The following is a 21949-nucleotide window of genomic DNA, read 5'->3' as shown; positions in this document are numbered from 1 at the left end:
ATGCTAATCTCCGAGCGTCGCGACCAAGATAGCCTTGATGGTGTGCATACGGTTTTCGGCCTGCTCGAACGCAATGTTGAGTTCGGAGCCGAAGACCTCCTCCGTCACTTCCATCGAGCTCAATCCAAACTTCTCATGAATGTCCCTGCCGACTTTCGTTTCCAGATCGTGGAACGCGGGGAGGCAATGCATGAACTTTGCGCGTGGGTTCCCTGTCTGCTTCATCAAGTCCACGTTCACTTGATAAGGCTCCAGCAGCTTGATCCGCTCCGCCCATACCTCCTTAGGTTCACCCATGGATACCCAGACATCCGTGTGAACAAAGTCCACTCCCGCGACAGCTTTTTTGGGGTCATCGGTGATGGTGAGTTTGGCGCCGGACTTTTCTTCGAGACTGCGCGCAATGTCGATGAACTCCTGCGTCGGCCACAGCGATTTTGGACCGCAAATGCGGACGTCCATGCCGACAAGGCATCCGACGATCATTAGCGAGTGACCCATGTTCGAGCGTGTGTCACCAACGAACGCGTACCTGATCTCATGTAGCGGCTTGTCAGTGTACTCCCGCATGGTAAGGACGTCGGCGACCATTTGCGTAGGGTGATACTCGTCCGTCAGACCGTTGAACACGGGCACGCCTGCGAATTTGGCCAAGTCCTCGACAGCATCCTGCGAGTAGCCGCGAAACTCGATTGCATCGTACATGCGACCGAGGACCCTGGCGGTATCCTTCACAGATTCCTTGTGACCAATCTGCGATCCGGACGGATCGAGATAAGTCACGTGGGCGCCTTGGTCATGACACGCCACCTCGAATGCGCATCGCGTGCGTGTCGAAGTCTTCTCGAAGATGAGGACAATCTGCTTGCCCTTCATGTGCTGCTGTTCTGTCCGAGCGTACTTCGCGCGTTTCAGATCGCGCGCGAGATCCAGGAGGTAGATGAACTCCCGTTGCGTAAAATCCTGAACGGTCAATAGGGAACGGTTGCGCAGGTTGAAGGCCATCGGTCTACTCTCCCAAACACTCAGCGAGGCTCAGTAAGCGGGTTCGCGCCAGATCGGACAGGTCATGCAATGGCCGCCGCCCCGACCTCGGCCAAGCTCCGAGCCGCGCACGGTGACCACCTCAATGCCAGCGTTTTTGAACAGTCCGTTAGTATAGACGTTGCGGTCGTATGCCACGACGACCCCGGGCTCGAGCGCGACGACGTTATTTCCGTCATCCCATTGCTCGCGTTCCGCCTGCCAGGCGTTGCCACCGGTTTCAATAGCGTGAAGCGTTTTGAGGCCAAGTACCTCCTTCACGATGTCGAGAAGCGGCTTGCGATCAGGGCGAACTTCGAAGCCACCCTTACCGTTGGGGTAAATGCTGTAGCACTGGACTTGGTCGATGACCTCACGGAAGACAGTGCAAATATCACGGTCACAGAACGTGAACACAGTGTCGAGATGCATCGCGGCCCGGCTCTTAGGCATCACGCATGCAACGATGCGCGTTGCCAGGCCGTGGTCGAACAGCGCCTGCGCCAGCTGGCCGACCGCTTGATGCGTCGTCCGCTCGCCCATGCCTACAAAGACGTTGCCCTTGCCTACGGGCATCACGTCGCCGCCTTCGAGGCTCGCGCTGGCGGTATCTTCGTCCGAGTCTCCGTAAACGATGTTGAAGCCTGCGCCCTTGAAGCGCGGGTGGAACTTGTAGATCGCCCGTTGCAGCAGGGTCTCCGGCTCCCTCGCCGGCCAATACATCGGATTGCAGGTTACCGCGTCATAGATCCAGCAGGAGGGATCGCGCTGGAAAAGAGTGTTGGGGAGCGGGGGGATCAGGAATGAGGTGCCGCCAAGAACTTCGAGCAACAATGCTGAACTCTCGCTTTTGGGCAGATCTTCCATCGCAATGCCACCAACCAGATGGTCGGCCAGATTTGTGGGCGGTAGTTCGTCCAGCCAAGGGCGGATTACGCGGGAAAGAACCTCGCCCACGCCGTTGGGGGTGATGCGCCGATCAAGCACCCACGCTCGTGCCTCTGGAATGCTCATCGTCTCGGCCAACATCTCGTGCAGCTCGAGAACCTCCACGCCGCGGGCTCGCATATTCTGCACAAAGTCTGCGTGGTCCTTTTGGGCTTGGTCGACCCAAAGCACGTCGTCGAAGAGCAGATCGTGGCAATTGCCCGGCGTGAGCCTTTGATGCGCTAGTCCTGGCCTGCAGACCATGACGGTCTTCAGCTTGCCCACCTCAGAGTGAACACCGAAATTCTTTTTCATGTGTTTCGCGCCGTTCAGGCTGCCCTGGGCACGCGTTGGGCGGACTTTCAATAAAGAGTCCAAATACCTGCCGCGGTGCAGCGCAATTTACAGTGTTTCGCGAATTACTTTGGCGGCAAAAATGTAATGTCATGATATGTGTTAAAGCACGTCATTGCGCAAGAAATTACATTGATAGCCCTAATGGGCGTCAAGGATGCGCCCCATGAGTACCGGTCCCGGCAAAGGAAAAAGCCTCGGAGTTGCCGCGTGTACCGCGATCGTCGTGGGCAACATGGTGGGATCCGGCTTCTATCTCTCACCAGCTGCCGTAGCGCCGTACGGCAATCTTGCAGTCCTCGCCTGGATTGTCATGGGTGCGGGAGCGATTTGCCTTGGCCTCACATTCGCAAAGCTTGCCCGCTTGGCCCCTGCAGCGGGCGGACCATATGCTTACACTCGAACTGCCTACGGTGATTTCACGGGGTTCCTGATCGCGTGGGGTTATTGGATCTCCATTTGGGCATCGCTGCCGGTCATTGCGATCGCCTTTGCAGGCGCCGTCATGGAGCTTCTCCCGGCCCTTCAGAACCGAACGATGGCAGTCGTTCTGACGTTAGGCGCCATATGGGCGGTCGTTCTTATCAATCTTCGAGGCGTGAAAAGTGCTGGCCTCTTTGCTGAGATTACGACCTATTCCAAGCTCGTTCCCTTCGCTGCCATAGCGCTCGTCGGCCTCCTGTACGTCAACCCTGCGCACTTCACCGAGTTTAATCCCAGCGGCCAATCACTAATTGCGGCCAGCGCGGCTCTCGCGCCCCTAACGATGTTCGCATTCCTAGGGTTGGAGTCCGCCACGGTACCTGCAGACGACGTTGAGAACGCAAAGCACGTGATCCCGCTATCAACCATCCTTGGCATCTCGATCGCAGCAATATTGTACGTACTTGGCACAGTGGTTGTGATGGGGGTTATCCCCAGAGACCAGCTGGTAAAATCCGTTGCGCCATTCTCCGATGCGGCATTGATAATGTGGGGACCCTGGGCCGCCGTCGGCGTTTCAATAGCAGTTATCCTATCGTCAATTGGCGCCCTCAACGGTTGGACGCTGCTTATGGGACAGGTACCTATGGCGGCGTCGCGCGACGGTCTCTTTCCGCCGGTCTTCAGTCGGCTTTCACAGCAAGGAGTGCCAGCAACCGGCATCATCCTATCAGCGGTGCTCGCGACACTGCTGGTCCTCCTACAAGCTGCGGGATCGCCTGGCTTTTCATCCTTCTACAATCTCGTAGTCGGCCTTAGCACTATGGCCGCCGTCGTTCCTTATGCCTTCTGCTCGCTCGCACCAGGCCTTGTTGCGGCTCGGACGACTGGCACTCGTGCGATCCCCAGGCTGACCCTTGTGGAACTTGTCGCCTTTGTCTTCGCGCTTTTCACGCTCTACGGCTGCGGCGCGGAACCAGTGCTTTATGGCGTGGTACTCCTCGTGCTTGGCATCCCCGTTTTTGTATGGCAGCGACGCCAGCAATCGCTCGCTCAAACGTCTGACCTCGCGGAAGGCGTCCACCCCATCTCACCGTCGCGAGCCAGCAACAAAAGCGTTCTGAATTAAACACGATGGAACATTTTCGATTTTTTTATCGTCCGTGTAGCGATTGACGCTTGATGCGATAGCTATTCGGCGCGATTGTACTGGCAGGCGACAATCCCACTGCATTGTTTGGGAGTTCGTCCCATGCTCTTTGCAAAAGCTTTCCCAGTTGCGATTATCGACGACGTTTTCGGGTCGCAAAATGCCGCCGGCATTGGTATGCACCAATTGGCGGACGCAATCGAAAAGGAAGGTTTTCGAGTAGTTGGCGGCGTCAGCTATGACGACGCACGCCAACTGGTAAACGTTTTTAATAGCGAATCCTGCTGGATTGTCAGTGTGGACGGCGCCGGAGACAATCCCGAACGCTGGAAACTACTGGAGGCAATTCTTTCCGCGAAGCGAGAGCGGAACGATCGACTGCCTATTTTCCTGTTCGGAAATAAGAGCACCGCTGAGATGGTGCCGGCGAATGTGCTCAAGCACGCAAACGCTTTCATGCGTCTCTACGAAGACTCTCCCGAGTTTCTCGCACGGGTAATTGCACGATCCGCACAGCTTTACCTCGATCGGCTTCCACCGCCGATGTTCAAGTCGCTCATGGAGTACACGCTGCAGGCCAGCTATTCCTGGCACACGCCTGGACATGGTGGTGGCGTGGCGTTTCGCAAGAGCCCGGTCGGGCAGATGTTCTACGAGTTCTTCGGCGAGAACACGTTGCGGTCGGACATCTCAGTGTCGGTTGGAAAGCTCGGCTCTCTGCTGGACCACACCGGTCCCATCGCCGAAGGCGAGCGAAACGCCGCCCGCATCTTCGGGGCCGACGAGACGCTGTTCGTGGTCGGCGGCACATCGACGGCCAACAAGATCGTCTGGCACGGCATGGTCGGGAAAGGCGACTTGGTGCTGTGCGACCGCAATTGTCACAAGTCGATCCTTCACGCCCTGATCATGACCGGCGCTACGCCGATTTACCTCGTTCCATCACGCAATGGTCTCGGCATTATCGGTCCGATTTCTAAGGACCAGTTCACAGCGGAATCGATCAAGCGGAAGATCGCCGACAGCCCGTATGCCCAGAAGACAGACGGTCATGTCCGTCTGATGGTGTTGACGAATTCGACCTATGACGGCCTTTGCTACAACATCGACGCGATCAAGGCCCAGCTTGGGGACGCAGTGGATGTCCTGCATTTTGACGAAGCCTGGTACGCCTATGCGAACTTCCACGAGTTCTACGACGGCTATCACGGAATCTCGTCCAGATATCAGTCGAGGTCGCAACACTCGATAACGTTCGCCACACAATCGACCCACAAGCTTCTCGCCGCCCTTTCGCAGGCGTCGATGATTCACATCCAGAATAGCGAAGAGAAGCGCATGGACATGACGCGCTTCAACGACGCTTTCATGATGCACACCTCGACGTCACCTCAGTACGGCATCATTGCCTCTTGCGACGTCGCGGCTGCGATGATGGAGCAGCCGGCCGGCAGAGCGCTGGTGCAGGAAACGCTGGACGAGGCGATCGGCTTCCGCCGCGCTATGACGGCCGTAAAGCAGCAGCTGGATAAGGGTACTTGGTGGTTCGACGTCTGGCAGCCGGAGTCGATGGCCAGTGCGCCGTCCCAGGATCGGTCGAAATGGGTACTGCGCCCGGGCGACAGCTGGCATGGATTTGAGAACCTTGCCGAGAACCACGTCCTGGTCGACCCGATCAAAGTCACTATCCTGACGCCCGGCCTCTCCCCGACCGGCAGCATGCAGGAGTTTGGCATTCCTGCTGCCGTGCTCACCAAGTTCCTATCGTCCAGGCGCATCGAGATCGAGAAGACGGGTCTCTACTCGATCCTCGTCCTGTTCTCGCTGGGCATCACGAAGGGAAAATGGAGCACGCTCGTTACAGAGCTCATCAATTTCAAAGACCTTTACGATTCCAACGCGCCGCTCAATCGAGCGCTGCCGGCACTGGCAGCCGCGCATCCGGAAGTCTACGGCCAGATAGGTCTCAGGGAGCTCTGCGAGCAGATTCATCAAGTTTACCGTCAAGACAACGTGCCGAGAGCCCAGCGGGAGATGTACACGACGCTTCCCGAGATGGCCCTGCGGCCAGCCGATGCGTACGACAGGCTGGTTCATGGGCAGGTCGAGACCGTCGAGATCGACAATCTCATGGGCCGCACGCTGGCGGTGATGCTTGTACCGTACCCGCCCGGAATTCCCCTTATCATGCCGGGCGAGCGCATAACGCAAGCGACCAAGTCCATCCAGGACTACCTGCTCTATGCCCGCGAGTTCGATCGTAGGTTCCCCGGCTTCGAGACAGATATTCACGGGCTTCGCTTCCAGATTGAAGGGGAGACAAAGCGCTATCTGGTCGACTGCATTACTGACGGGTGAACGCCATGATCCCGCGCGATGTCAAATCTCCTACGATCGCCATCCCATTCCACAAGCTCCTAAAGGTCGTCGCGATCGTTGACCATGATGATCCGCAGATCAGGCAGCTCATCGCCCACATCACGGAGGAAGGCTTCGAGGTCGAAACCTCGAACGACTACGACCGGGACGTGTCGGAGGATGCCGAGGTTGGCGCCTACATTGCGTTAGTCGACGGCGAGCGTCTGAATTCCGCCCGCAACCTCGGCCGTTCGGTCCGCTCCATCGGCTTTCGTACCCCGCTTTGGGGCTTGGCGGATTCTCATCGCATCTCGGACATGGCCGTGCTCGATCTCACCGGCGAGGTCGATGGCTACATCTATCTGGGCCAGCAGACACCGGCCTTTTACGCCAAGCAGGTGATCGCAAGCCTCGTCAAATACGGGAAGACGTTGCTCCCCCCGTTCTTCGGGGGGCTCATGGCGTACGATGGTGAGGCCAACATCGACTTCGCCTGTCCCGGCCACCAGGGTGGCCAGTTCTACCGAAAGTCTCCAGCCGGCCAGCTCTTCTTCAAGCACTTCGGCGAGAACATTTTCCGCAACGACCTCTGCAATGCCGACGTCGACCTGGGCGACCTCTTGATTCATGAGGGTCCCGCAGTCGACGCGCAACGGTACGCGGCGCAGGTGTTCGGTGCCGATCGCACCTATTTCGTGCTGAACGGCACGAGTAGCTCCAACAAGATCGTAACGAACGCCGTACTACGTGCGGGCGATCTCGTGCTTTTTGACCGGAATAATCACAAGTCGCTGCATCAGGGCGCGCTCGTTCAGGCCGGCGCAATTCCGATCTTCCTCCCTACAGCGCGCAATCCGTTTGGTATGATCGGCGCAGTCGACTGGGATGCGTGGGACGAAGCCTATCTGAGAGAGCGCATCCGCACCAATCCCCTCGTGAAGGACAAAGATCGGCACAAGGCGGAACGGCCGTTCCGGTTGGCGTGCATCCAGCTCGCCACCTACGATGGCACAATCTACAACGTCGGCAAGGTTCTCGAGAAGATCGGCAAGCTTTGTGACTATGTCCTCTGGGACGAGGCGTGGATTGGTTACAACGCGTTTCACCCTCTCTTCGAGGGGCACAGCCCGATGCGGCTGACATCTTTGAAACCTGACGCGCCGGGCCTGTTCTCCACGCAATCCGTTCACAAGCAGGGCGCCGGCTTCTCGCAAGCGTCACAAATCCACAAGCGCGACGAGCATATTCGAGGACAGAAGCGCTACGTCGAGCACAAGCGTTTCAATGAGTCGTTTCTCATGAACGCTTCCACGTCTCCCTTCTATCCCCTCTTCGCCTCGCTGGACGTCAACGCAAAGGTCCACGAGGGGAAGGCCGGCGAGATGCTGTGGGATCGCTGCATCGAACTTGGCATCGAGGCGCGCAAGAAATTTCGCGAGTTTTGCCACTACTACCAGCGTACCGGCAAAACTGCGGAAGAGCAGTGGTTCTTCGATCCGTTCGTGCCGGACGTAGTGGACATCAGCGGCTCGAAATTCACCAAGGATGCGAAGAACGTCCCTTGGGAGAAAGTCCCAACCGACGTCATCAAGTACGAACAGCAGTGCTGGAACTTCAATCCCAAGAGCAACTGGCATGGATACGCGGGATACTCGGATGGCTATGCCATGGTCGATCCCAACAAGCTCGTTCTGCTAACGCCGGGCATCGACCGCAAGACCGGCGAATACCTGCCCTTCGGCGTACCGGCGACGGTCGTCGCCAACTACCTCCGCGAACAACGCGTTGTGCCCGAGAAGTGCGACCTAAACAGCGTCCTCTTCTTGCTCACCCCGGCCGAGGACGAAAGCAAGCTCAACACGCTCATCGCCAAGCTCGTCAAGTTCAAGAACCTTTGGGATCGCGACGCGCCCGTTGCAGAGGCACTTCCTACGGTCTACGCGGCCAACAGCGCGCGCTACGCCGGCTACACGCTGCGGCAGATCTGCAATGAGATGCATGGCTTCTACCGGGAGGCCAACGTCAAGAACCTGCAGAAGCTCTGCTTCAGAGCGTCAAGCTTCCCCGAGCTTGCCATGTCTCCCAAGGATGCCTACGCGGCACTGGTGGCGAACGAGGTCGATTATGTGCCGCTGGAGCAGGCCAAGAACCGCATCTCAGCAACGCTCGCGCTCATCTATCCGCCCGGTATCGGGGTCGTCGTTCCCGGCGAGCGGTGGGACGAGCGCGCCCAGCCGATGATGGATTATTTTCTCACGTTTCAAGAGTCGTTCAACCGCTTCCCCGGCTTCAACTACGAGGTGCAGGGCGTGTTCCAGGAGCGCGTTGACGGTCACATCAAGTTCCACACGTACGTCGTTCGCGAATAGGCAGTAACGAGCAACTTGAGGACAAGGCCATGGAACCCCAGCCCAAGAAGATGACGCTGATCCAGCTCACCTTCATTGTTGCGGTGAACATGATGGGCTCTGGAATCATCATGTTGCCAGCCAACATGGCGCAGGTTGGCGCGATATCGCTGCTGTCCTGGTTGGTGACCGCTGTCGGATCCATGGCAATCGCCTACGGATTTGCACAGGCCGGACTCTTCAATGATCGACCGGGCGGCATGTCTGCCTATGCCGAGGATGCCTACGGGAAATCCGGATACTTCCTGGTATTCTTCCTCTACTTCCTCTCCCTCGCGATCGGCAACGTTGCGATTGCGATCTCGGCCGTCGGTTATCTCGCAGCCTTCATCCCTTGGGTGTCATCCACGCCGATTGCGACGTGCATCGGCGTGATCGCGTTGCTTTGGCTCACCACCACAGCCAACTTCGGCGGAGCCGAGGTCACGGGACGCATCGGCTCGGTCACCGTCTGGGGTGTCATTATTCCGGTCGGTCTGCTTTCGATCTTCGGATGGTTCTGGTTCAGCCCGAAGACGTTTGCCGAAGCGTGGAATCCCCATGGAATGACCCTGCTGCAAGGCATGGGTTCCAGCATCGCGCTGACCCTCTGGGCCTTCCTAGGCATGGAATCGGCTGCACAGAATTCGTCCGCCGTCGAGGATCCGAAGCGAAACGTTCCGCTTGCCTGCATGTTCGGGACGCTCGGCGCCGCTGCCATCTACATCCTGTCGACGACTGTGATCCAAGGCATCGTTCCGAATGCCGAACTCGCCAAGTCGACTGGACCCTTCGGCCTTGCCTATGCGCAAATGTTCGGCCCGTGGGCCGGCTCGATCATCATGGCGCTGGCTGTCATGGCCTGCTTGGGGTCTCTGCTAGGCTGGCAGTTCACGATTGCACAAACCGCGAAGACAGCGGCCGATGAACGGATGTTCCCCACACTGTTCTCGAAGGTAAACAGCATGGGCGCGCCGATTACGGGAATGATCGTTCTCGGGCTCGTCCAGACGCTGCTGGCGCTCTCTACGATCTCGCCGACCTTGAACGAGCAGTTCCAAGCCCTGGTCAACCTTGCGGTCGTGACCAACGTCATTCCCTACATCATCGCCTTGTCGGCGTTAATGGTCATGATGCAGTCGGCCGGCGTTCCGGATAACAAATATCGGGTGAATGTGGCGATAGCCCTGGTCGCGATGCTGTACAGCCTGTTTGCGATCTACGCTTCCGGAAAGGACGCGGTATTCGGAGGAATGATCGCCACTGGAATCGGCTTCGTGCTCTGGGGCTTCTTAGCACCCCGCTTCACCTCAAGCACCCCGCGCCTCGCTACGGCCTGAGCGAGAGGAGACAAACAATGCATCAGAAAGCAGCGCCCCAGATCAGCGGGTATCTTATCCGGATGGCGGCCCTCGTCGCAGTCTTCGGCGCCCTCTCGTCGGCTGCATCGACGGCAACCCTCGGCGCGACATTGGACAGAATCCGTGATGCTGGAAAGATCACACTCGGATATGAAACCGACGCCCAGCCATTCTCGTTCGCGGACGAGTCCGGCAAGCCTACGGGCTATTCCGTTGCACTCTGCGAAAGGGTCGTTGAGCAAGTAAAGCGGGAGCTTGGAAAGGCTGATCTTGTGGTAGAATGGGTTCCAGTCGAACTCGGTGACCGCCTCCGCACGATGCAGGAGAAGAAGGTCGATCTTCTCTGCGGAGCCGACAGCGTCACGTTGGCGAGGCGAACAGCCGTGGGTTTCTCGCTCCCCATCTTCTCGAGTGGGATCGGAGCCCTCCTCCGAGCCGACGCGCCGCTCTCGTTGCGAACGATCTTGACCTACGGCCAGCCACCGTCTCAGCCGATCTGGCGTGGCTACCCGGCGCGGACGGTTTTGGGTGAGAAGACATTCGCGGTCGTCAAAGGAACTCGAAGTGAGAAATGGCTAGAGGAACGGATCAACACATTCCAGCTCACCGCGAAGGTGCTTCCCGTCGACAGCCATGAGGTCGGTGTGAAGAGCGTTCTCGACGCCAAAGCTGATGTCTTCTTCGCCGATCTGCCAGTCCTCCTTACAGCCGCACTGCAAAATAGCTCGTCGGGGAGCCTGACCGTCATCGATCGCCGGTTCACGAACGAGCCGATCGCCCTATCGCTTGAACGTGGAGACGAAGATTTTCGGCTGACCGTCGACCGGGCCCTCAGCGAGTTCTATCCGACGAAAGAATTCCGCGACCTAGCCTCGAAATGGTTCGGCGTCTTTGCCCCCAATGTCGAGAGATTCGTCGACCAAACGGCTCTGCCGCAATAGAACGCGGCACTAATGCCGGCCAAACAGCTCGCTGAGTGAATCGCGCGTGAGATCGAAGGAAATCGTTCCAACGACCCGCGCGTCACAACCATCCGCAAACCCGCTCCGGACGACGCACTCGTTGTCGGCCAAGTCGGTCTCCCAGTAGCGGACATCGAGCGTCACGACTTTCCAATTGTAGGAAAGCCCAGCTGTCCAGGCGAGATCTTCAAAGGCCGCATCGTCCTCAAAGAACTGGTAGCCAATGCCGCCGTAGGCGGCGAAGCCATGCCCGAGCTGCACCTTGGCGCCACCAGCGATAAAGGTCGCGGTGTGGCCCGTCTGGCTGAAATCAGGCGCAAAGAACATGCGGCCCGCGAGTGTGATCTTGTCGTTGAGTTTGTAATCCGCCTTGGTGAAGATTTCTCCGTAAGCCGGGCTGGTGTCTTTGGGTGCGTAAAAATAGTGGACCCACCCGACGTTGAGCGAAAGCTTCCCAATTTCAGGTCGGTATCCCGCCGCAACATCGATCTCCGCGCCGTCGAAGCCGCCGCCGAAGTCCACGTTAGAGGACCAAAGGTTTGCATAAAAGTCGCCGTAGCTCGGTTCAATGTATCCTTGGACAGCGGGGTCGCTTCCCGTCTGGGTAATGCCGCGCGATACATAGTCCGTCGTAAAGGACAGACCGTAGGCGAAATTGAACTTTGAAGGCGTTGCAGACGGTGCCGGTCTAGGTTCGGGCTCAATCGTCTCGTCCTTGGCCGCTGCGCCCGCGGACCAGTTAAGAGCCACGGCCATGATGGCCACACGCAAAAGCGCAGTCGAACGCTTTGATGTTTTTGGAAAGTTTCGCATGGGCGTCCCCAATTAGCGTGACGCACGCTCGACAAAACGAATCGATCCCAATTTTTGAGATACTAACTTTGAAGATTTTTCCGTTCCAGCCTTGCCAAGCGAAAATGGCGCTTTGCAAGTCCGCGATGTTCAAAAGACACTTCCAGGCCCTCTCAAAACATCCGTGACAACACTTCTTTATAGAGCCTTCCGAATTCCGGGATTAATCACGCTCATTAGCAAAAGCCTCTTTCACGACGCTTGAATGGCATGTTTTTTTGCGTGGGCGCGGAAATCGGGCGTACAATTGCACTCCGTCGATTGCGGCGGATGCGCGAATGACGGAAGCGAGATCACTCGCCGCCGCCCGAATGGGACATTGATCAGAACTGGTCAGCGGGTCCTGTCATGTCGATCAAGTCAATTGTCCTAGCGGCGATCGGAGCATTGCTTCTGGTGTTGCTCGTTGTGTCGTGGGGAGTGTTCGCCGGGCGGATTACCTTATTCGTTGAATCGAGCCTGTGTTGGCTCGTTTCAGCCCCGGCCGACTGTCGGCTCAAAAACGTGCACTTGTTCGTTATTTGGACGGTGATAGGCTTGGCGGCGCTGGTTGTGTTTGGGCTGGTCGTAGAGCGGTTCAACGGTCGGAGATGATCTGACACGGCTCGGTGGCGAAGGCCCGCGCATGCGGGATCTCGCCAAGACAACGGGGACTACTGCAGAGGGGACGGGGGGACTATCGCTCTGGCGAGGAGCCCTGTCATGATATTGCGTCGGATCGCAAGCCTGGCTTTCACTCTTCTTCTGATTGCACCCCTGCTGGTGACATCGGCAGCGGCTCAGGACGACAAGCTGAGCAAGAAGGAGCTGGATCAGCTCCTGGCGCCCATCGCTCTCTATCCCGACGACCTTCTCACCAACATTCTGATGGCGGCGACCTATCCGCTCGACATCGTCCAAGCCGAGCGATGGGTGAAGGAGCCGGCGAACGCCAAGCTGAAGGGCGATGCCTTAGCGAAGGCCGTTGAAAGCAAGGAATGGGATCCCAGCATCAAGGCGTTGGTTCAGTTCCCGAGTGTTCTGAAAAACATGAGCGACAAGCTCGATTGGACTCAAAAGCTTGGCGACGCATTCCTCGCGCAGCAGGACGAGGTGATGGATCAGATCCAATTCCTGCGCCAAAAGGCCGACCAGGCCGGAAATCTAAAAAGCAACAAACAGCAGACGGTGAAAAAGGAACCGAGCAGCGAGGGCGGGAGCTCTGTTTACGTCATTGAGCCCACGGAGTCCGACGTTGTCTACGTTCCGCACTACCAACCCTCCGTTGTCTACGGCGATTGGTGGTACGACGACTACCCTCCCTACTATTGGGACTACGCCGGAGCCGACTACGTCGGCGGATGGTGGTGGGGTCGCGGTGTCGCGATCGCGGCAGGCATCTGGGGCTGGAACCACTGCGATTGGGGCCGCCGCAACATCAATATCGATGTCGACAAATGGAACAAGATCGACCGCGACCGCAACAGGATTTCAAACGCGAACTGGCAGCATCGTCCTGACCGGCGCGGCGCCGTGCCGTACAAGAACAAGGATGTACGCCAGAAGTTCAAGGGTGCCGACCGCCAACTCGGCAACAAGGATTTCCGAGGTCGCGACGGCAACATCGACCGTTCGAAGGTCGAAGCGCGATTGAAAAATACCGACCACTCTCAGATTAAGGACAAGATCGGTGACAAGAACCGCGACGCGATAAAGAATAAGCTCAGTGAGAGCGGTGCTGGGCAAAAGATCAAGGATAAGGCCGGAGGAAAGATCAAAGACAAAGCCGGCGACCGTCGCAAAGGCGGCGGACAGAAGGTCACCCGCAACGCCAGCCGGGCAAAGGCCAATCGGCCCTCTCCGGCAGCGCTTAATGTGAAACGCGGCGCCGATGTGCGACGGGCAGCTCAGCGCGGACGTTCCAGCCGCGTGGCGATGAATAGAGGTGGTCGACAGTTCAGCGGTGGAAGGGGCGGTGGATTCCGTGGCGGCGGCAGGGGTGGTGGTCGGGGCGGTGGTCGCCGGTCCGATGTCGCGGCCAAGCACGACATCATTCTGCTCGGCCGATTGTCCAACGGAATGGGTCTTTACCGCTTCGCCTACAATGGCAGCAATAAACTGTACGTCGGCGTGATGGCCCAGGAGGCGTTGAAGGTCATGCCGCAAGCTGTCTCACGTGATGGCGAAGGCTACCTAAGAGTTGATTACGAGAAGATCGGTTTACCTTTCCAAACCTATGACCACTGGCTCGAATTGGGCGCTCGAATACCGAAGCTCAATCCTCAGTAGTGTTGTGGGCGGCCTGCTGATCCCGTGAGGATCCAGAAGTCGTGAGTTTCGAGTTGCAAGAGAGAGCACTAGCACCGCCCAGTTCCGTCTTGAACCCGGTCGAGCGCTCGCCCGAAAATCATGTTACCTCGCCTGTACTGCCCGAGATCGTAGGGGACTTCAGCCCTCCTCCATCAAGGGCCGGTACTCGCCCAAATGCGGGCGTTAGCTATGCCGGATAAGGTCCGGAGGTGAACCAGGGCGCCATGTCGGCTTCTGGGACCTTGCGGTCGATCCGTGCACGGCGGCGTTGGGTCACAGAGCAGAAGAGGCGTGGAAGGGATCAATCTGGCGGTACTGGCCGCGCCGGGAAGGGGCATCACCGATATCGTCTGAGGTACCGGCAGCTTCCGATGCCACGTCTTCCTGCGGGCGGGCGCCCGCCCGATCGCTGTTCTCGTCGAGAAGGATGCGTTCGGCCGCGCCGTCGAGATCGTCGTATTGCCCGCTGCTGAGGGACCAGAGAAAGGCAGCAAGCGCTGCGCCGCCGAGAAGAAGCGCCAAGGGAACGAGGAAGACGAGGCTGCTCATGCGATGGGCTCCAACACGGTCTCCCGCGCGGCTTCCCGGTCCGCCGGGACTGTCGCCGGACCGGACGCGCGTCCGGATTTGAGGCGCAAGGCATTGGCGACGACCAGCAGGGAAGAGAGCGACATGGCGAGCGCCGCAATGAGCGGCGTGACGTAGCCGGCGATGGCGACGGGCAGTGCAACGGCGTTATAGGCGACTGCTAGCCCAAAATTCTGCCGCACCAGGCGGCCCGCGTTGCGCGAGACGATGAGCGTCGTTGGCACCGCATACAGGCTCTCGCGCAAGAAAACAAAATCCGCCGTGTTGCGTCCGATGTCGGCGGCGGTGGCGGGCGCCATAGAGACGTGTGCTGCGGCGAGCGCCGGCGTATCGTTGATGCCGTCGCCTACCATTAACGCCTGGTGTCCGCCTGCTGCGATGCTCTCGAGCCGCGCAACCTTGTCCGCTGGCAGAAGTCGCGCCGCAGAGTTATCGATGCCGAGCGTCCGCGCCACGTCGGAAACCGCGTCCGGGGCATCGCCAGATAGAATTGCAACGCGCAAACCGGCTGCGCGCAACGTATCGACAGCGTGGCAAGCCTCCGGGCGCAGCGCGTCCTCGAATGCGAAGCGGGCAACGAGTCGGCCGTCACGGCTGAGGACGGTGCCGCCTTCTGAGGCACCTGCATCGAGTGCCCATTCAGAGCGGCCGAGCCGATAGTCGCTATCGCCGCTCTTCGCAGAAATGCCGAGGCCCGGTTGCTCGACCACATCGGAAACGACAGGGTCGGTCGCATTCTGCACAGCTCTTTCCGCGACGATCGCACGCGCAAACGGATGGCTTGAGTGTTGGGCGATACGGGCGGCGATGGCGAGGTCCTGTGAGCGGATGGCGGCCTTGTTTGCCAAACGAGGCCGTCCGAGCGTGAGGGTGCCGGTCTTGTCGAACACCACTGTGTCGATCTCGCCCATTCGCTCGATCGCCGAGCCATCTTTGACCATCACACCGTTTTCGAACAGGCGGCGCGCGGCCATCACTTGAACTATTGGCACGGCGAGGCCGAGGGCGCAGGGGCAGGTGATGATCAGAACGGCGATGGCGATGGAGATGGCGAGGTGCCAGTCGCCCGTCGCCAGCAGCCAACCGGTCATGGTGAGAAAAGCCGTAGCGTGGACAACCGGCGAATAAAGCGAGGCCGCCCGGTCTGCGAGCCGCCGGTAGCGCGCCCGTCCTGCCTCGGCCGCCTCCATCAGGCGCACCATCTCGGCAAGGAACGAGCCTTCGGCGCGCGCCGAGGCGGTGATTGTTAGCGGCCCGGTCAGGTTGAGCGTGCCCGCCTGCACGGCATCTCCCGGGCAAACGCGCTTTGGCGCGCTCTCGCCTGTCACGATGGCGCAGTCGAGATCCGAGATTCCCTCTGCGACGAGTCCGTCGACGGGAATGCGATCACCCACCGCCAGCGCGATGCGCATGCCGTGCGCGATGTCCGCGATCCTCAGGTGCTCGCGGCTCCCGTCCTCGCGAAGCACCGTTGCGCCGCGCGGCGCAAGGCGCATAAGACCGCGCACGGCCGTGCGTGCCTTCTCGCGCATGACATGATCGAGCGTGCGGCCGATCAGGAGAAAGAAGATGAGGGAGGTCGCGGCGTCGAAATAGGCATGCGGGCCGTTCTGGATGGTGTCGTAGAGGCTAAGGGCGAAAGTCAGACACACACCGATCGAGATCGGAACGTCCATATTGGTGCGCCCGCGCCGCAATGCGGACCAAGCGGAGGCGAAGAAGATGCGCCCCGAATAGAGCAGGCAGGGCAACGCCAGCGCCGCCGAGATCCAGTGAAATGCTTGCCGCGTTGCCGCATCGGCCCCCGACCAGACAGAGACCGAGAGCAGCATGATGTTCATGGCCGAGAAGCCAGCAACTGCGAGCGCCCGGATAAGCCGGTCGAATTCCGGATCTTTGTGATTCTCGTCCGGCTCAGTCAGGTGGCCGGGAAATCCGAGATTATGGAGGGCTGCCAGGAGGTCTGGGGGAATGTCCCCGCGCCACGTCACGCTGGCGCGCTTTGTCGACAGATTGACGCGTACATGCTCGACGCCCGGAAGCTTCGCGAGCCCGTTTTCGACGGTCCGGATGCAACCCGCGCAATGCACGCCCGGCACGGACAGCTCGGTCTGATGACGCCCCTCGCCGAGATCCCGGCTTGCGATCCGGATTTCCTCGCGAGCGCCTGAGCGCACGGCATTCGTATCGAGCGGGGCCAGAGGCGATGAGCAGTCGTTCATCGGATCGCCCGGTAGCTGTGCCAGGTCGCGTGCCCGAGGAGCGGAAAGATGACGACAAGGCCGAGCAGCGCCGTGGCGAAGCAGATCAGAAAAAGCGCAAGAACGATCGCGCCCCAAGCTAGCATTACCGACAGGTTGTTCCAGACGAGCGAGATGCTGGTTCCCATCGCGGTGAAGGCGTCGGTCTCCTCGGCTAGCAACATGGGGATAGCGAAGGTGCTAATGGCGAATGAGAAAGCTGCGAACAGGCCGCCGACCGCCGTGCCGACGAGCAGCATGCCCCAGCCTTCGGGTGTGCTGACGAGCATCTGGACGATATGGTCCAGGCCCGGGAACGGCCGCAGCCCGAAGAACAGGGCGTAGATGATGACAGCTGCGCGCATCCAGACCAGCATGAGAAGGCACAGGATCGCGCCAGTGTACCAGACCTGTGCGCCCGATGCGGCGCGCACGAAAATCATGCGTTTAAGACTGACGGGACGTCCTTCCTCGATATCGCGGCTCTTCTGGTAGAGACCGATCGCTACCAGCGGGCCGACCACCAGGAACCCCGCTATCGCCGGAAACAGGATGTAGTCGAGCTGCAACGCGAACAGCCCCCAGATGATGCCGATCGATATGAGAAGCACCAGGAGTCCGTAGGCGAGGCTCGGCAGCGGCGTGTGCCAGAGGTCGCGCCAACCTGCGGCTAGCCAGCCGAGCGCCGCCGTCATGGGGAGATTGCGTCGCCTTTGCAGGGCGAGGGAAAGCGGCGCACTTTCAGTGTTCTCGAGCGTTCCCATTCGGCCTCTCCCTCAGCACGCAGATCGGGCAGCGCGGAACGTGCCGTCTTCTCCTGAAGACTTCACGTGAGGCACGCAATCCGGCTGCGATACGAGCGCGACATAGACGAGATGCGTGTTGGCCGCGATTAGCAGCGCCACCACTCCGCCTGCTATCAGCAGCGAGATCAGCCGCCAATTGAGCTGCCTGGAGAGCGGCGCGTTGGGGCGCGACGTACCAACTGGGGCGGTCATTTCCCGCCTCCTTTCGCTAGCGTACTCACGTAGAGCGCGATCAGCTTGATATCGACGGGCGACAAGCGCCCCTCCCAGTGCGGCATATGCCCTTGCCGTCCATTGTAGATGGAGGTGTATACGGACTGCACATCGCCGCCGTAGATCCAGTGCGCGTCGGTCAGGTTCGGTGCGCCGAGTTGCTGCAGTCCTTTACCGTCCGGGCCGTGGCATGCCACGCAATTTGCTGCAAAAATCTCCTTGCCCTTCTCAATGCGCGGCTGGTCTTCCTCCGCGAGGTGCTGGCCCGAAAGTGACCGCACGTAGGCAGCGACACTGAGCATCGCGTCCCGATCCAACATGCCGGTCTGACCGAACGCCATCATCTGCGAGCTACGCGTATCGGGATGCGACGAGTTGATACCGACGCGGATCGTCTCGGCGAGGGCTTCCGGGTCTCCGCCCCAAAGCCACGCACTGGCAGCAAGGTTCGGAAAGCCCGGGCCGCCGGCTCCGTTGGTGCCGTGGCAGACTGCGCAATTATCGATAAAAAGGGTGCGCCCAGTCTCGCGAACATGGTGCATGAGCGTTTCGTTGGCCGCGATCTCCGCGAAGCTTGCTGTGGCGATGCGTTCTGTCCACACGGCGCGCGCTTGCGCTGCATCGTCAACCTGCCTCGTCACGATCTGTCGCTGATCGTTTCCGAGCAGGCCCTTGGTATAGGTCGTGCCGAGCGGCCAAGCCGGCATCAGCAGCCAATAGCCGATCGAAAACAGGATGCCCAACGCCAGGAAAAACAGCACTACGCGCGGGATCGGGGTATCAAGCTCCTCGATGCCGTTCCACTCGTGGCCGGTGGTCATCTGGCCCGTGACGGGATCGCGCTTCTCGGTTCCCATCTCTCAGTCTCCCGGCCGGTCGTCTTTATCCAGAATGCTCTTCTTGGCGCGATCGAAGCGCTGTCTGTTCGAGGGCCAAAACACATAGATCAGCACGACAACGGAAAGAGCGATCAGATAGAAAAGGCCCCAACTCTTTGCGAAGGCGACGAAACTATCGTGATCGATTCCCATGGCCTCATTCCTTCGACGAAGCCGTCTGCCGGTGAGCGGCGTCGGTGAGCTTGCCCAGGATCTGAAGATAGGCCACGAGCGCGTCCATTTCTGTGAGCCTGTCTGGGTTGCCGTCAAAGGCGCGAATGTTCGTGGCTTCACCGTATCGCTGCTTGACTCCAGACGCTCCGGTACCATCGGGATTGGATTGTCCGGCGGCATCGGAGGCCGCATTGGTGACCATGTCCTGGGTGTACGGCACGCCGAGCGCCCGTTGCGCAGCGAGATGCCGGCCGAGATCGTCGGTGCTGAGCGTGTTGCGCTGCAGCCATCCGTAGCGCGGCATCACCGACTCCGGCACCACGTCGCGCGGATTGACCAGATGCGCGACGTGCCAGGCATCGGAGTATTTTCCGCCGACACGAGCGAGATCGGGACCGGTACGCTTCGATCCCCACAGCATCGGGTGATCGTATTGGGATTCCACAGCGAGCGAGTAAGGGCCGTAACGTTCCACCTCATCGCGGAGCGTGCGGATCATCTGCGAATGGCAGGCATAGCAGCCTTCGCGGGTGTAGATGTTGCGCCCGGCAAGTTCCAAAGGTGTGTAGAGGCGCATGTCAGGCGCCTTCTCCACCGTTTCGTCAATGGTGAAGAGCGGCGCGATTTCGACGAAGCCGCCAATGGCCGATACGCCGATGATGGCAAGCACGAAACCTATGGCGCTGCGTTCCAGTTTGCGATGAAATCGTGCCATATCCATCACTCTCCCGGCTGGACGGCAGTGTTGGAAGAATGGCGAACGGGAACGTCCGCTCCGGCCGCATCTTGTACGGTGCGCGAGCGCGCCATGCGAATCGTCATGGCTACGTTGTAGGCCGCCACGATTGCGCCGATCAGGAAGAGAAAGCCACCGACTGTTCGGGCGACGTAGTACGGGTGCATCGCCACCATGCTTTCGATGAAGGAGTAGGCGAGCGTTCCGCTGTCGTTGTAAGTGCGCCACATCAGGCCTTGGATGATGCCTGAGTTCCACATCGCGAAGACGTAGATGATGGTACCCGAGAGTGCGAGCCAGAAGTGCACCTCGACCAGCCGCGAGGAATACATGCGCTCCTGCTTCCACATCCACGGTACGAGCGCATAGAGCGAGCCGAAAGTGATCATCGCCACCCAGCCCAGTGCGCCAGCATGAACGTGCCCCACGGTCCAGTCTGTATAGTGCGAGAGCGAGTTGACGGTGCGGATAGCCATGAACGAACCCTCAAAGGTCGAGAGCCCGTAGAAGACGGCAGCGACCATCATGAAGCGCAGGGTCGCGTCGTCGCGCACCTTGTGCCAGGCGCCGTTGAGCGTCGCAAGCGCATTGCCTGCGGATGCCCAGGAGGGCACAAGCAGTACAACCGAGAAAGTCATGCCCAGCGTCTGCACCCATTGCGGCAACGCCGTGTAATGCAGGTGGTGCGAGCCCGCCCACATGTACATGAAGGTGATCCCCCAGAAGCTTATGATCGAGAGCCGATAGGAGAAGATTGGTCGGTCGGCGCGCTTCGGCAGGTAGTAGTACATCATGCCGAGGAAGCCGGCCGTCAGGAAGAAGGCGACTGCGTTATGGCCATACCACCACTGCACCATCGCATCTTGCACGCCCGAGAACAGCGAGTAGCTCTTTGCTTCACTCCAAGAGATCGGTACGGCTAAGTTGTTGACGATATGCAGAACCGCCACGACCAGGATGAAGGCCATGTAATACCAGTTGGCGACGTAGATATGCGGCTCCTTCCGCCGCTGCAGCGTGCGAATGTAGATCAGGAAGTAGACGACCCACACGATTACAAGCCAGATGTCGGCATACCATTCCGGTTCGGCGTATTCCTTCGATTGGGTAATGCCGATTAGGTAGCCGCTGGCCGCCAGAACGCAAAAGAGGTTGTAGCCGATCAGCACGAACCAGGGGCTGAACTGATCCGGCAGACGTGCGCGCGATGTGCGTTGCAGCACGTGGAATGAGGTGGCGATCAGCGCGTTGCCACCGAAGCCGAAGATAACGCCGGATGTGTGAACGGGCCGCAAGCGTCCGAAGCTCGCCCACGCGGAATCTACGAAGGTCAGCTCCGGCCAGGCGAGGAGCGCCGCTACCCAGACGCCGAAAAACATGCCTACGATCGCCCATGCGATCGACAGAACGATGCCGGCCTTCGTTGGCTCGTCATAGTAGTGCGACAAGCGTGTGTCGTCCGGCGCCGGTTGGTTGTAATCCCGCACAACGGCAAGAGTGCAAGAGAGGCCAAACAGAAGAATGATGAGCCCATGTACGCTGATCAGATCGTTGCGGCCGGCTATGGCGAGCGCAAGGCCGGCCATTGCAACCAGAATCGAGACAAGCATGGCGAGTCGGCGCTCGTTGGTGGTCAGTGTTCCAATCATCGCGCTTATGTCTCGTAATTTCGCAAGAGACGGATACGACGGACCTGCAAGCACGCCGGCATGCGAACCTGTAACATTTATTTTTTATACATCTTAGTCGATTCAGCAGCAACATGTTCGCAGCGTGTCGGCTGCGAACGGCCAAACTGGTTTCGCCGTTTTTCGGCCGCTTCAAGTTGGCGCGCGACCGACATGCCTCGCATTAAGAGCCCCGTGCACGCCATATCGTAATGCGATATATGCGAGCGAGCCTTTTCCCCCCGCGCCTTGGGGCAATAACGACCGCCAGAGAGCGCGTGTGGAAGCCTGCTCTTCAGCACTGAGCAGACATACTTGCCAAATTGCGTCGGGACGCAACCACGACCGCCAAGCATGTCCGTTAGTGGGACGATCCTGCCTCGGCGGCCAAGTCTGCGACGGGCCAGAAGCAGCCGTGGCGCGAGAGCTACCCGGGTAAGGTCACGACGAGAGGTCCTTTACGCGTCGCGACGACGGTGTGCTCGTATTGCACGGTCGGCGCTCTGGGGCTACTGAAGAGCGTCCACGAATCTCCACTTTCGCCCCCATCTTCCGCCCACT

At 59.4% G+C, this 21949-nt stretch carries 16 protein-coding genes and 2 pseudogenes; 6 read left to right on the top strand and 12 right to left on the bottom strand.

All coding sequences use genetic code 11. From position 1 onward, the window contains the following. Positions 1 to 3: 3 nt before the first annotated feature. Positions 4 to 1005 (bottom strand): ornithine carbamoyltransferase, encoded by a 1002-nt coding sequence (locus VHO05_RS15670; RefSeq protein WP_329647555.1) that lies wholly within the window; start codon positions 1003 to 1005, stop codon positions 4 to 6. 30 nt (positions 1006 to 1035) lie between these two features. Then, complete coding sequence (gene arcA / locus VHO05_RS15665; RefSeq protein WP_329647554.1) at positions 1036 to 2265, bottom strand: arginine deiminase; 1230 nt, start codon at positions 2263 to 2265, stop codon at positions 1036 to 1038. A gap of 205 nt (positions 2266 to 2470) precedes the next feature. Between arcA and VHO05_RS15660 the strand changes: the two genes are divergently transcribed. From VHO05_RS15660 to VHO05_RS15640, 5 genes are all read left to right on the top strand, one after another. Continuing rightward, positions 2471 to 3856 carry an amino acid permease gene (locus VHO05_RS15660; protein WP_329647553.1) on the top strand — a complete coding sequence of 462 codons (1386 nt, stop codon included), beginning with the start codon at positions 2471 to 2473 and terminating at the stop codon, positions 3854 to 3856. Positions 3857 to 3979: 123 nt separating this feature from the next. After that, positions 3980 to 6235: an arginine/lysine/ornithine decarboxylase gene (locus VHO05_RS15655; RefSeq protein ID WP_329647552.1), complete on the top strand. Its 2256-nt coding sequence runs from the start codon at positions 3980 to 3982 to the stop codon at positions 6233 to 6235. 5 nt (positions 6236 to 6240) lie between these two features. Beyond that, complete coding sequence (gene speC / locus VHO05_RS15650; RefSeq protein ID WP_329647551.1) at positions 6241 to 8604, top strand: ornithine decarboxylase; 2364 nt, start codon at positions 6241 to 6243, stop codon at positions 8602 to 8604. Between the two features lie 29 nt (positions 8605 to 8633). Then, on the top strand, positions 8634 to 9962 hold the full coding sequence (gene potE, locus VHO05_RS15645; RefSeq protein ID WP_329647550.1) for a putrescine-ornithine antiporter: 1329 nt from the start codon (positions 8634 to 8636) through the stop codon (positions 9960 to 9962). Between the two features lie 17 nt (positions 9963 to 9979). Further along, on the top strand, positions 9980 to 10924 hold the full coding sequence (locus VHO05_RS15640; protein WP_329647549.1) for an amino acid ABC transporter substrate-binding protein: 945 nt from the start codon (positions 9980 to 9982) through the stop codon (positions 10922 to 10924). A gap of 9 nt (positions 10925 to 10933) precedes the next feature. Here the strand turns inward: VHO05_RS15640 and VHO05_RS15635 are convergent, their stop codons facing one another. Then, positions 10934 to 11758 (bottom strand): TorF family putative porin, encoded by an 825-nt coding sequence (locus VHO05_RS15635; RefSeq protein WP_329647548.1) that lies wholly within the window; start codon positions 11756 to 11758, stop codon positions 10934 to 10936. 741 nt (positions 11759 to 12499) lie between these two features. Here VHO05_RS15635 and VHO05_RS15630 point away from each other — a divergent pair. Beyond that, a complete protein-coding gene (locus tag VHO05_RS15630; RefSeq protein WP_329647547.1) occupies positions 12500 to 14065 on the top strand; it encodes a DUF3300 domain-containing protein in 1566 nt (521 codons plus the stop codon). 423 nt (positions 14066 to 14488) lie between these two features. Here the strand turns inward: VHO05_RS15630 and ccoS are convergent. The 9 genes and pseudogenes from ccoS to VHO05_RS15585 form a co-directional block, all read right to left on the bottom strand. Then, a pseudogene (gene ccoS / locus VHO05_RS15625) lies at positions 14489 to 14635 on the bottom strand (cbb3-type cytochrome oxidase assembly protein CcoS); the annotation flags it as partial. Continuing rightward, on the bottom strand, positions 14632 to 16896 hold the full coding sequence (locus VHO05_RS15620) for a cation-translocating P-type ATPase (protein ID WP_329647546.1): 2265 nt from the start codon (positions 16894 to 16896) through the stop codon (positions 14632 to 14634). The pseudogene ccoS and the gene VHO05_RS15620, both read right to left, overlap by 4 nt. Beyond that, on the bottom strand, positions 16893 to 17678 hold the full coding sequence (locus tag VHO05_RS15615) for a DUF2189 domain-containing protein (protein ID WP_329647545.1): 786 nt from the start codon (positions 17676 to 17678) through the stop codon (positions 16893 to 16895). The genes VHO05_RS15620 and VHO05_RS15615 overlap by 4 nt, the downstream gene beginning before the upstream one ends. A 12-nt stretch (positions 17679 to 17690) precedes the next feature. Next, on the bottom strand, positions 17691 to 17912 hold the full coding sequence (locus tag VHO05_RS15610; RefSeq protein WP_329647544.1) for a hypothetical protein: 222 nt from the start codon (positions 17910 to 17912) through the stop codon (positions 17691 to 17693). Then, positions 17909 to 18790 carry a cytochrome-c oxidase, cbb3-type subunit III gene (gene ccoP, locus VHO05_RS15605; protein WP_329647543.1) on the bottom strand — a complete coding sequence of 294 codons (882 nt, stop codon included), beginning with the start codon at positions 18788 to 18790 and terminating at the stop codon, positions 17909 to 17911. Before ccoP ends, VHO05_RS15610 begins: the two co-directional genes overlap by 4 nt. Before the next feature lie 3 nt (positions 18791 to 18793). Beyond that, positions 18794 to 18964, bottom strand: coding sequence for a cbb3-type cytochrome c oxidase subunit 3 (locus VHO05_RS15600; protein ID WP_329647542.1), 171 nt, complete (start codon positions 18962 to 18964; stop codon positions 18794 to 18796). Between the two features lie 4 nt (positions 18965 to 18968). After that, a complete protein-coding gene (ccoO, locus tag VHO05_RS15595; RefSeq protein ID WP_329647541.1) occupies positions 18969 to 19700 on the bottom strand; it encodes a cytochrome-c oxidase, cbb3-type subunit II in 732 nt (243 codons plus the stop codon). A gap of 5 nt (positions 19701 to 19705) precedes the next feature. Next, positions 19706 to 21370 carry a cytochrome-c oxidase, cbb3-type subunit I gene (gene ccoN / locus VHO05_RS15590; protein ID WP_329647540.1) on the bottom strand — a complete coding sequence of 555 codons (1665 nt, stop codon included), beginning with the start codon at positions 21368 to 21370 and terminating at the stop codon, positions 19706 to 19708. Between the two features lie 445 nt (positions 21371 to 21815). After that, positions 21816 to 21949, bottom strand: a pseudogene (locus VHO05_RS15585) (type I methionyl aminopeptidase); the annotation flags it as partial.

Source organism: Hyphomicrobium sp., assembly GCF_036262015.1.
Taxonomy (GTDB): Bacteria; Pseudomonadota; Alphaproteobacteria; order Rhizobiales; family Hyphomicrobiaceae; genus Hyphomicrobium_C.
Note: the sequence above shows the minus strand (reverse complement) of the source record. Positions and strands in the feature narration are given on the sequence as shown.

Bases quoted from the DNA above. Each gene is read 5' to 3' on its own strand.
- VHO05_RS15630 (WP_329647547.1), top strand. From the start codon at position 12,500: ATGATATTGCGTCGGATCGCAAGCCTGGCTTTCACTCTTCTTCTGATT.
- VHO05_RS15620 (WP_329647546.1), bottom strand. From the start codon at position 16,896: ATGAACGACTGCTCATCGCCTCTGGCCCCGCTCGATACGAATGCCGTG.
- ccoO (WP_329647541.1), bottom strand. From the start codon at position 19,700: ATGGCACGATTTCATCGCAAACTGGAACGCAGCGCCATAGGTTTCGTG.
- arcA (WP_329647554.1), bottom strand. From the start codon at position 2,265: ATGAAAAAGAATTTCGGTGTTCACTCTGAGGTGGGCAAGCTGAAGACC.
- VHO05_RS15660 (WP_329647553.1), top strand. From the start codon at position 2,471: ATGAGTACCGGTCCCGGCAAAGGAAAAAGCCTCGGAGTTGCCGCGTGT.
- VHO05_RS15600 (WP_329647542.1), bottom strand. From the start codon at position 18,964: ATGGGAATCGATCACGATAGTTTCGTCGCCTTCGCAAAGAGTTGGGGC.
- speC (WP_329647551.1), top strand. From the start codon at position 6,241: ATGATCCCGCGCGATGTCAAATCTCCTACGATCGCCATCCCATTCCAC.
- VHO05_RS15655 (WP_329647552.1), top strand. From the start codon at position 3,980: ATGCTCTTTGCAAAAGCTTTCCCAGTTGCGATTATCGACGACGTTTTC.
- ccoN (WP_329647540.1), bottom strand. From the start codon at position 21,370: ATGATTGGAACACTGACCACCAACGAGCGCCGACTCGCCATGCTTGTC.
- VHO05_RS15615 (WP_329647545.1), bottom strand. From the start codon at position 17,678: ATGGGAACGCTCGAGAACACTGAAAGTGCGCCGCTTTCCCTCGCCCTG.
- ccoP (WP_329647543.1), bottom strand. From the start codon at position 18,790: ATGGGAACCGAGAAGCGCGATCCCGTCACGGGCCAGATGACCACCGGC.
- potE (WP_329647550.1), top strand. From the start codon at position 8,634: ATGGAACCCCAGCCCAAGAAGATGACGCTGATCCAGCTCACCTTCATT.
- VHO05_RS15610 (WP_329647544.1), bottom strand. From the start codon at position 17,912: ATGACCGCCCCAGTTGGTACGTCGCGCCCCAACGCGCCGCTCTCCAGG.
- VHO05_RS15640 (WP_329647549.1), top strand. From the start codon at position 9,980: ATGCATCAGAAAGCAGCGCCCCAGATCAGCGGGTATCTTATCCGGATG.
- VHO05_RS15635 (WP_329647548.1), bottom strand. From the start codon at position 11,758: ATGCGAAACTTTCCAAAAACATCAAAGCGTTCGACTGCGCTTTTGCGT.
- VHO05_RS15670 (WP_329647555.1), bottom strand. From the start codon at position 1,005: ATGGCCTTCAACCTGCGCAACCGTTCCCTATTGACCGTTCAGGATTTT.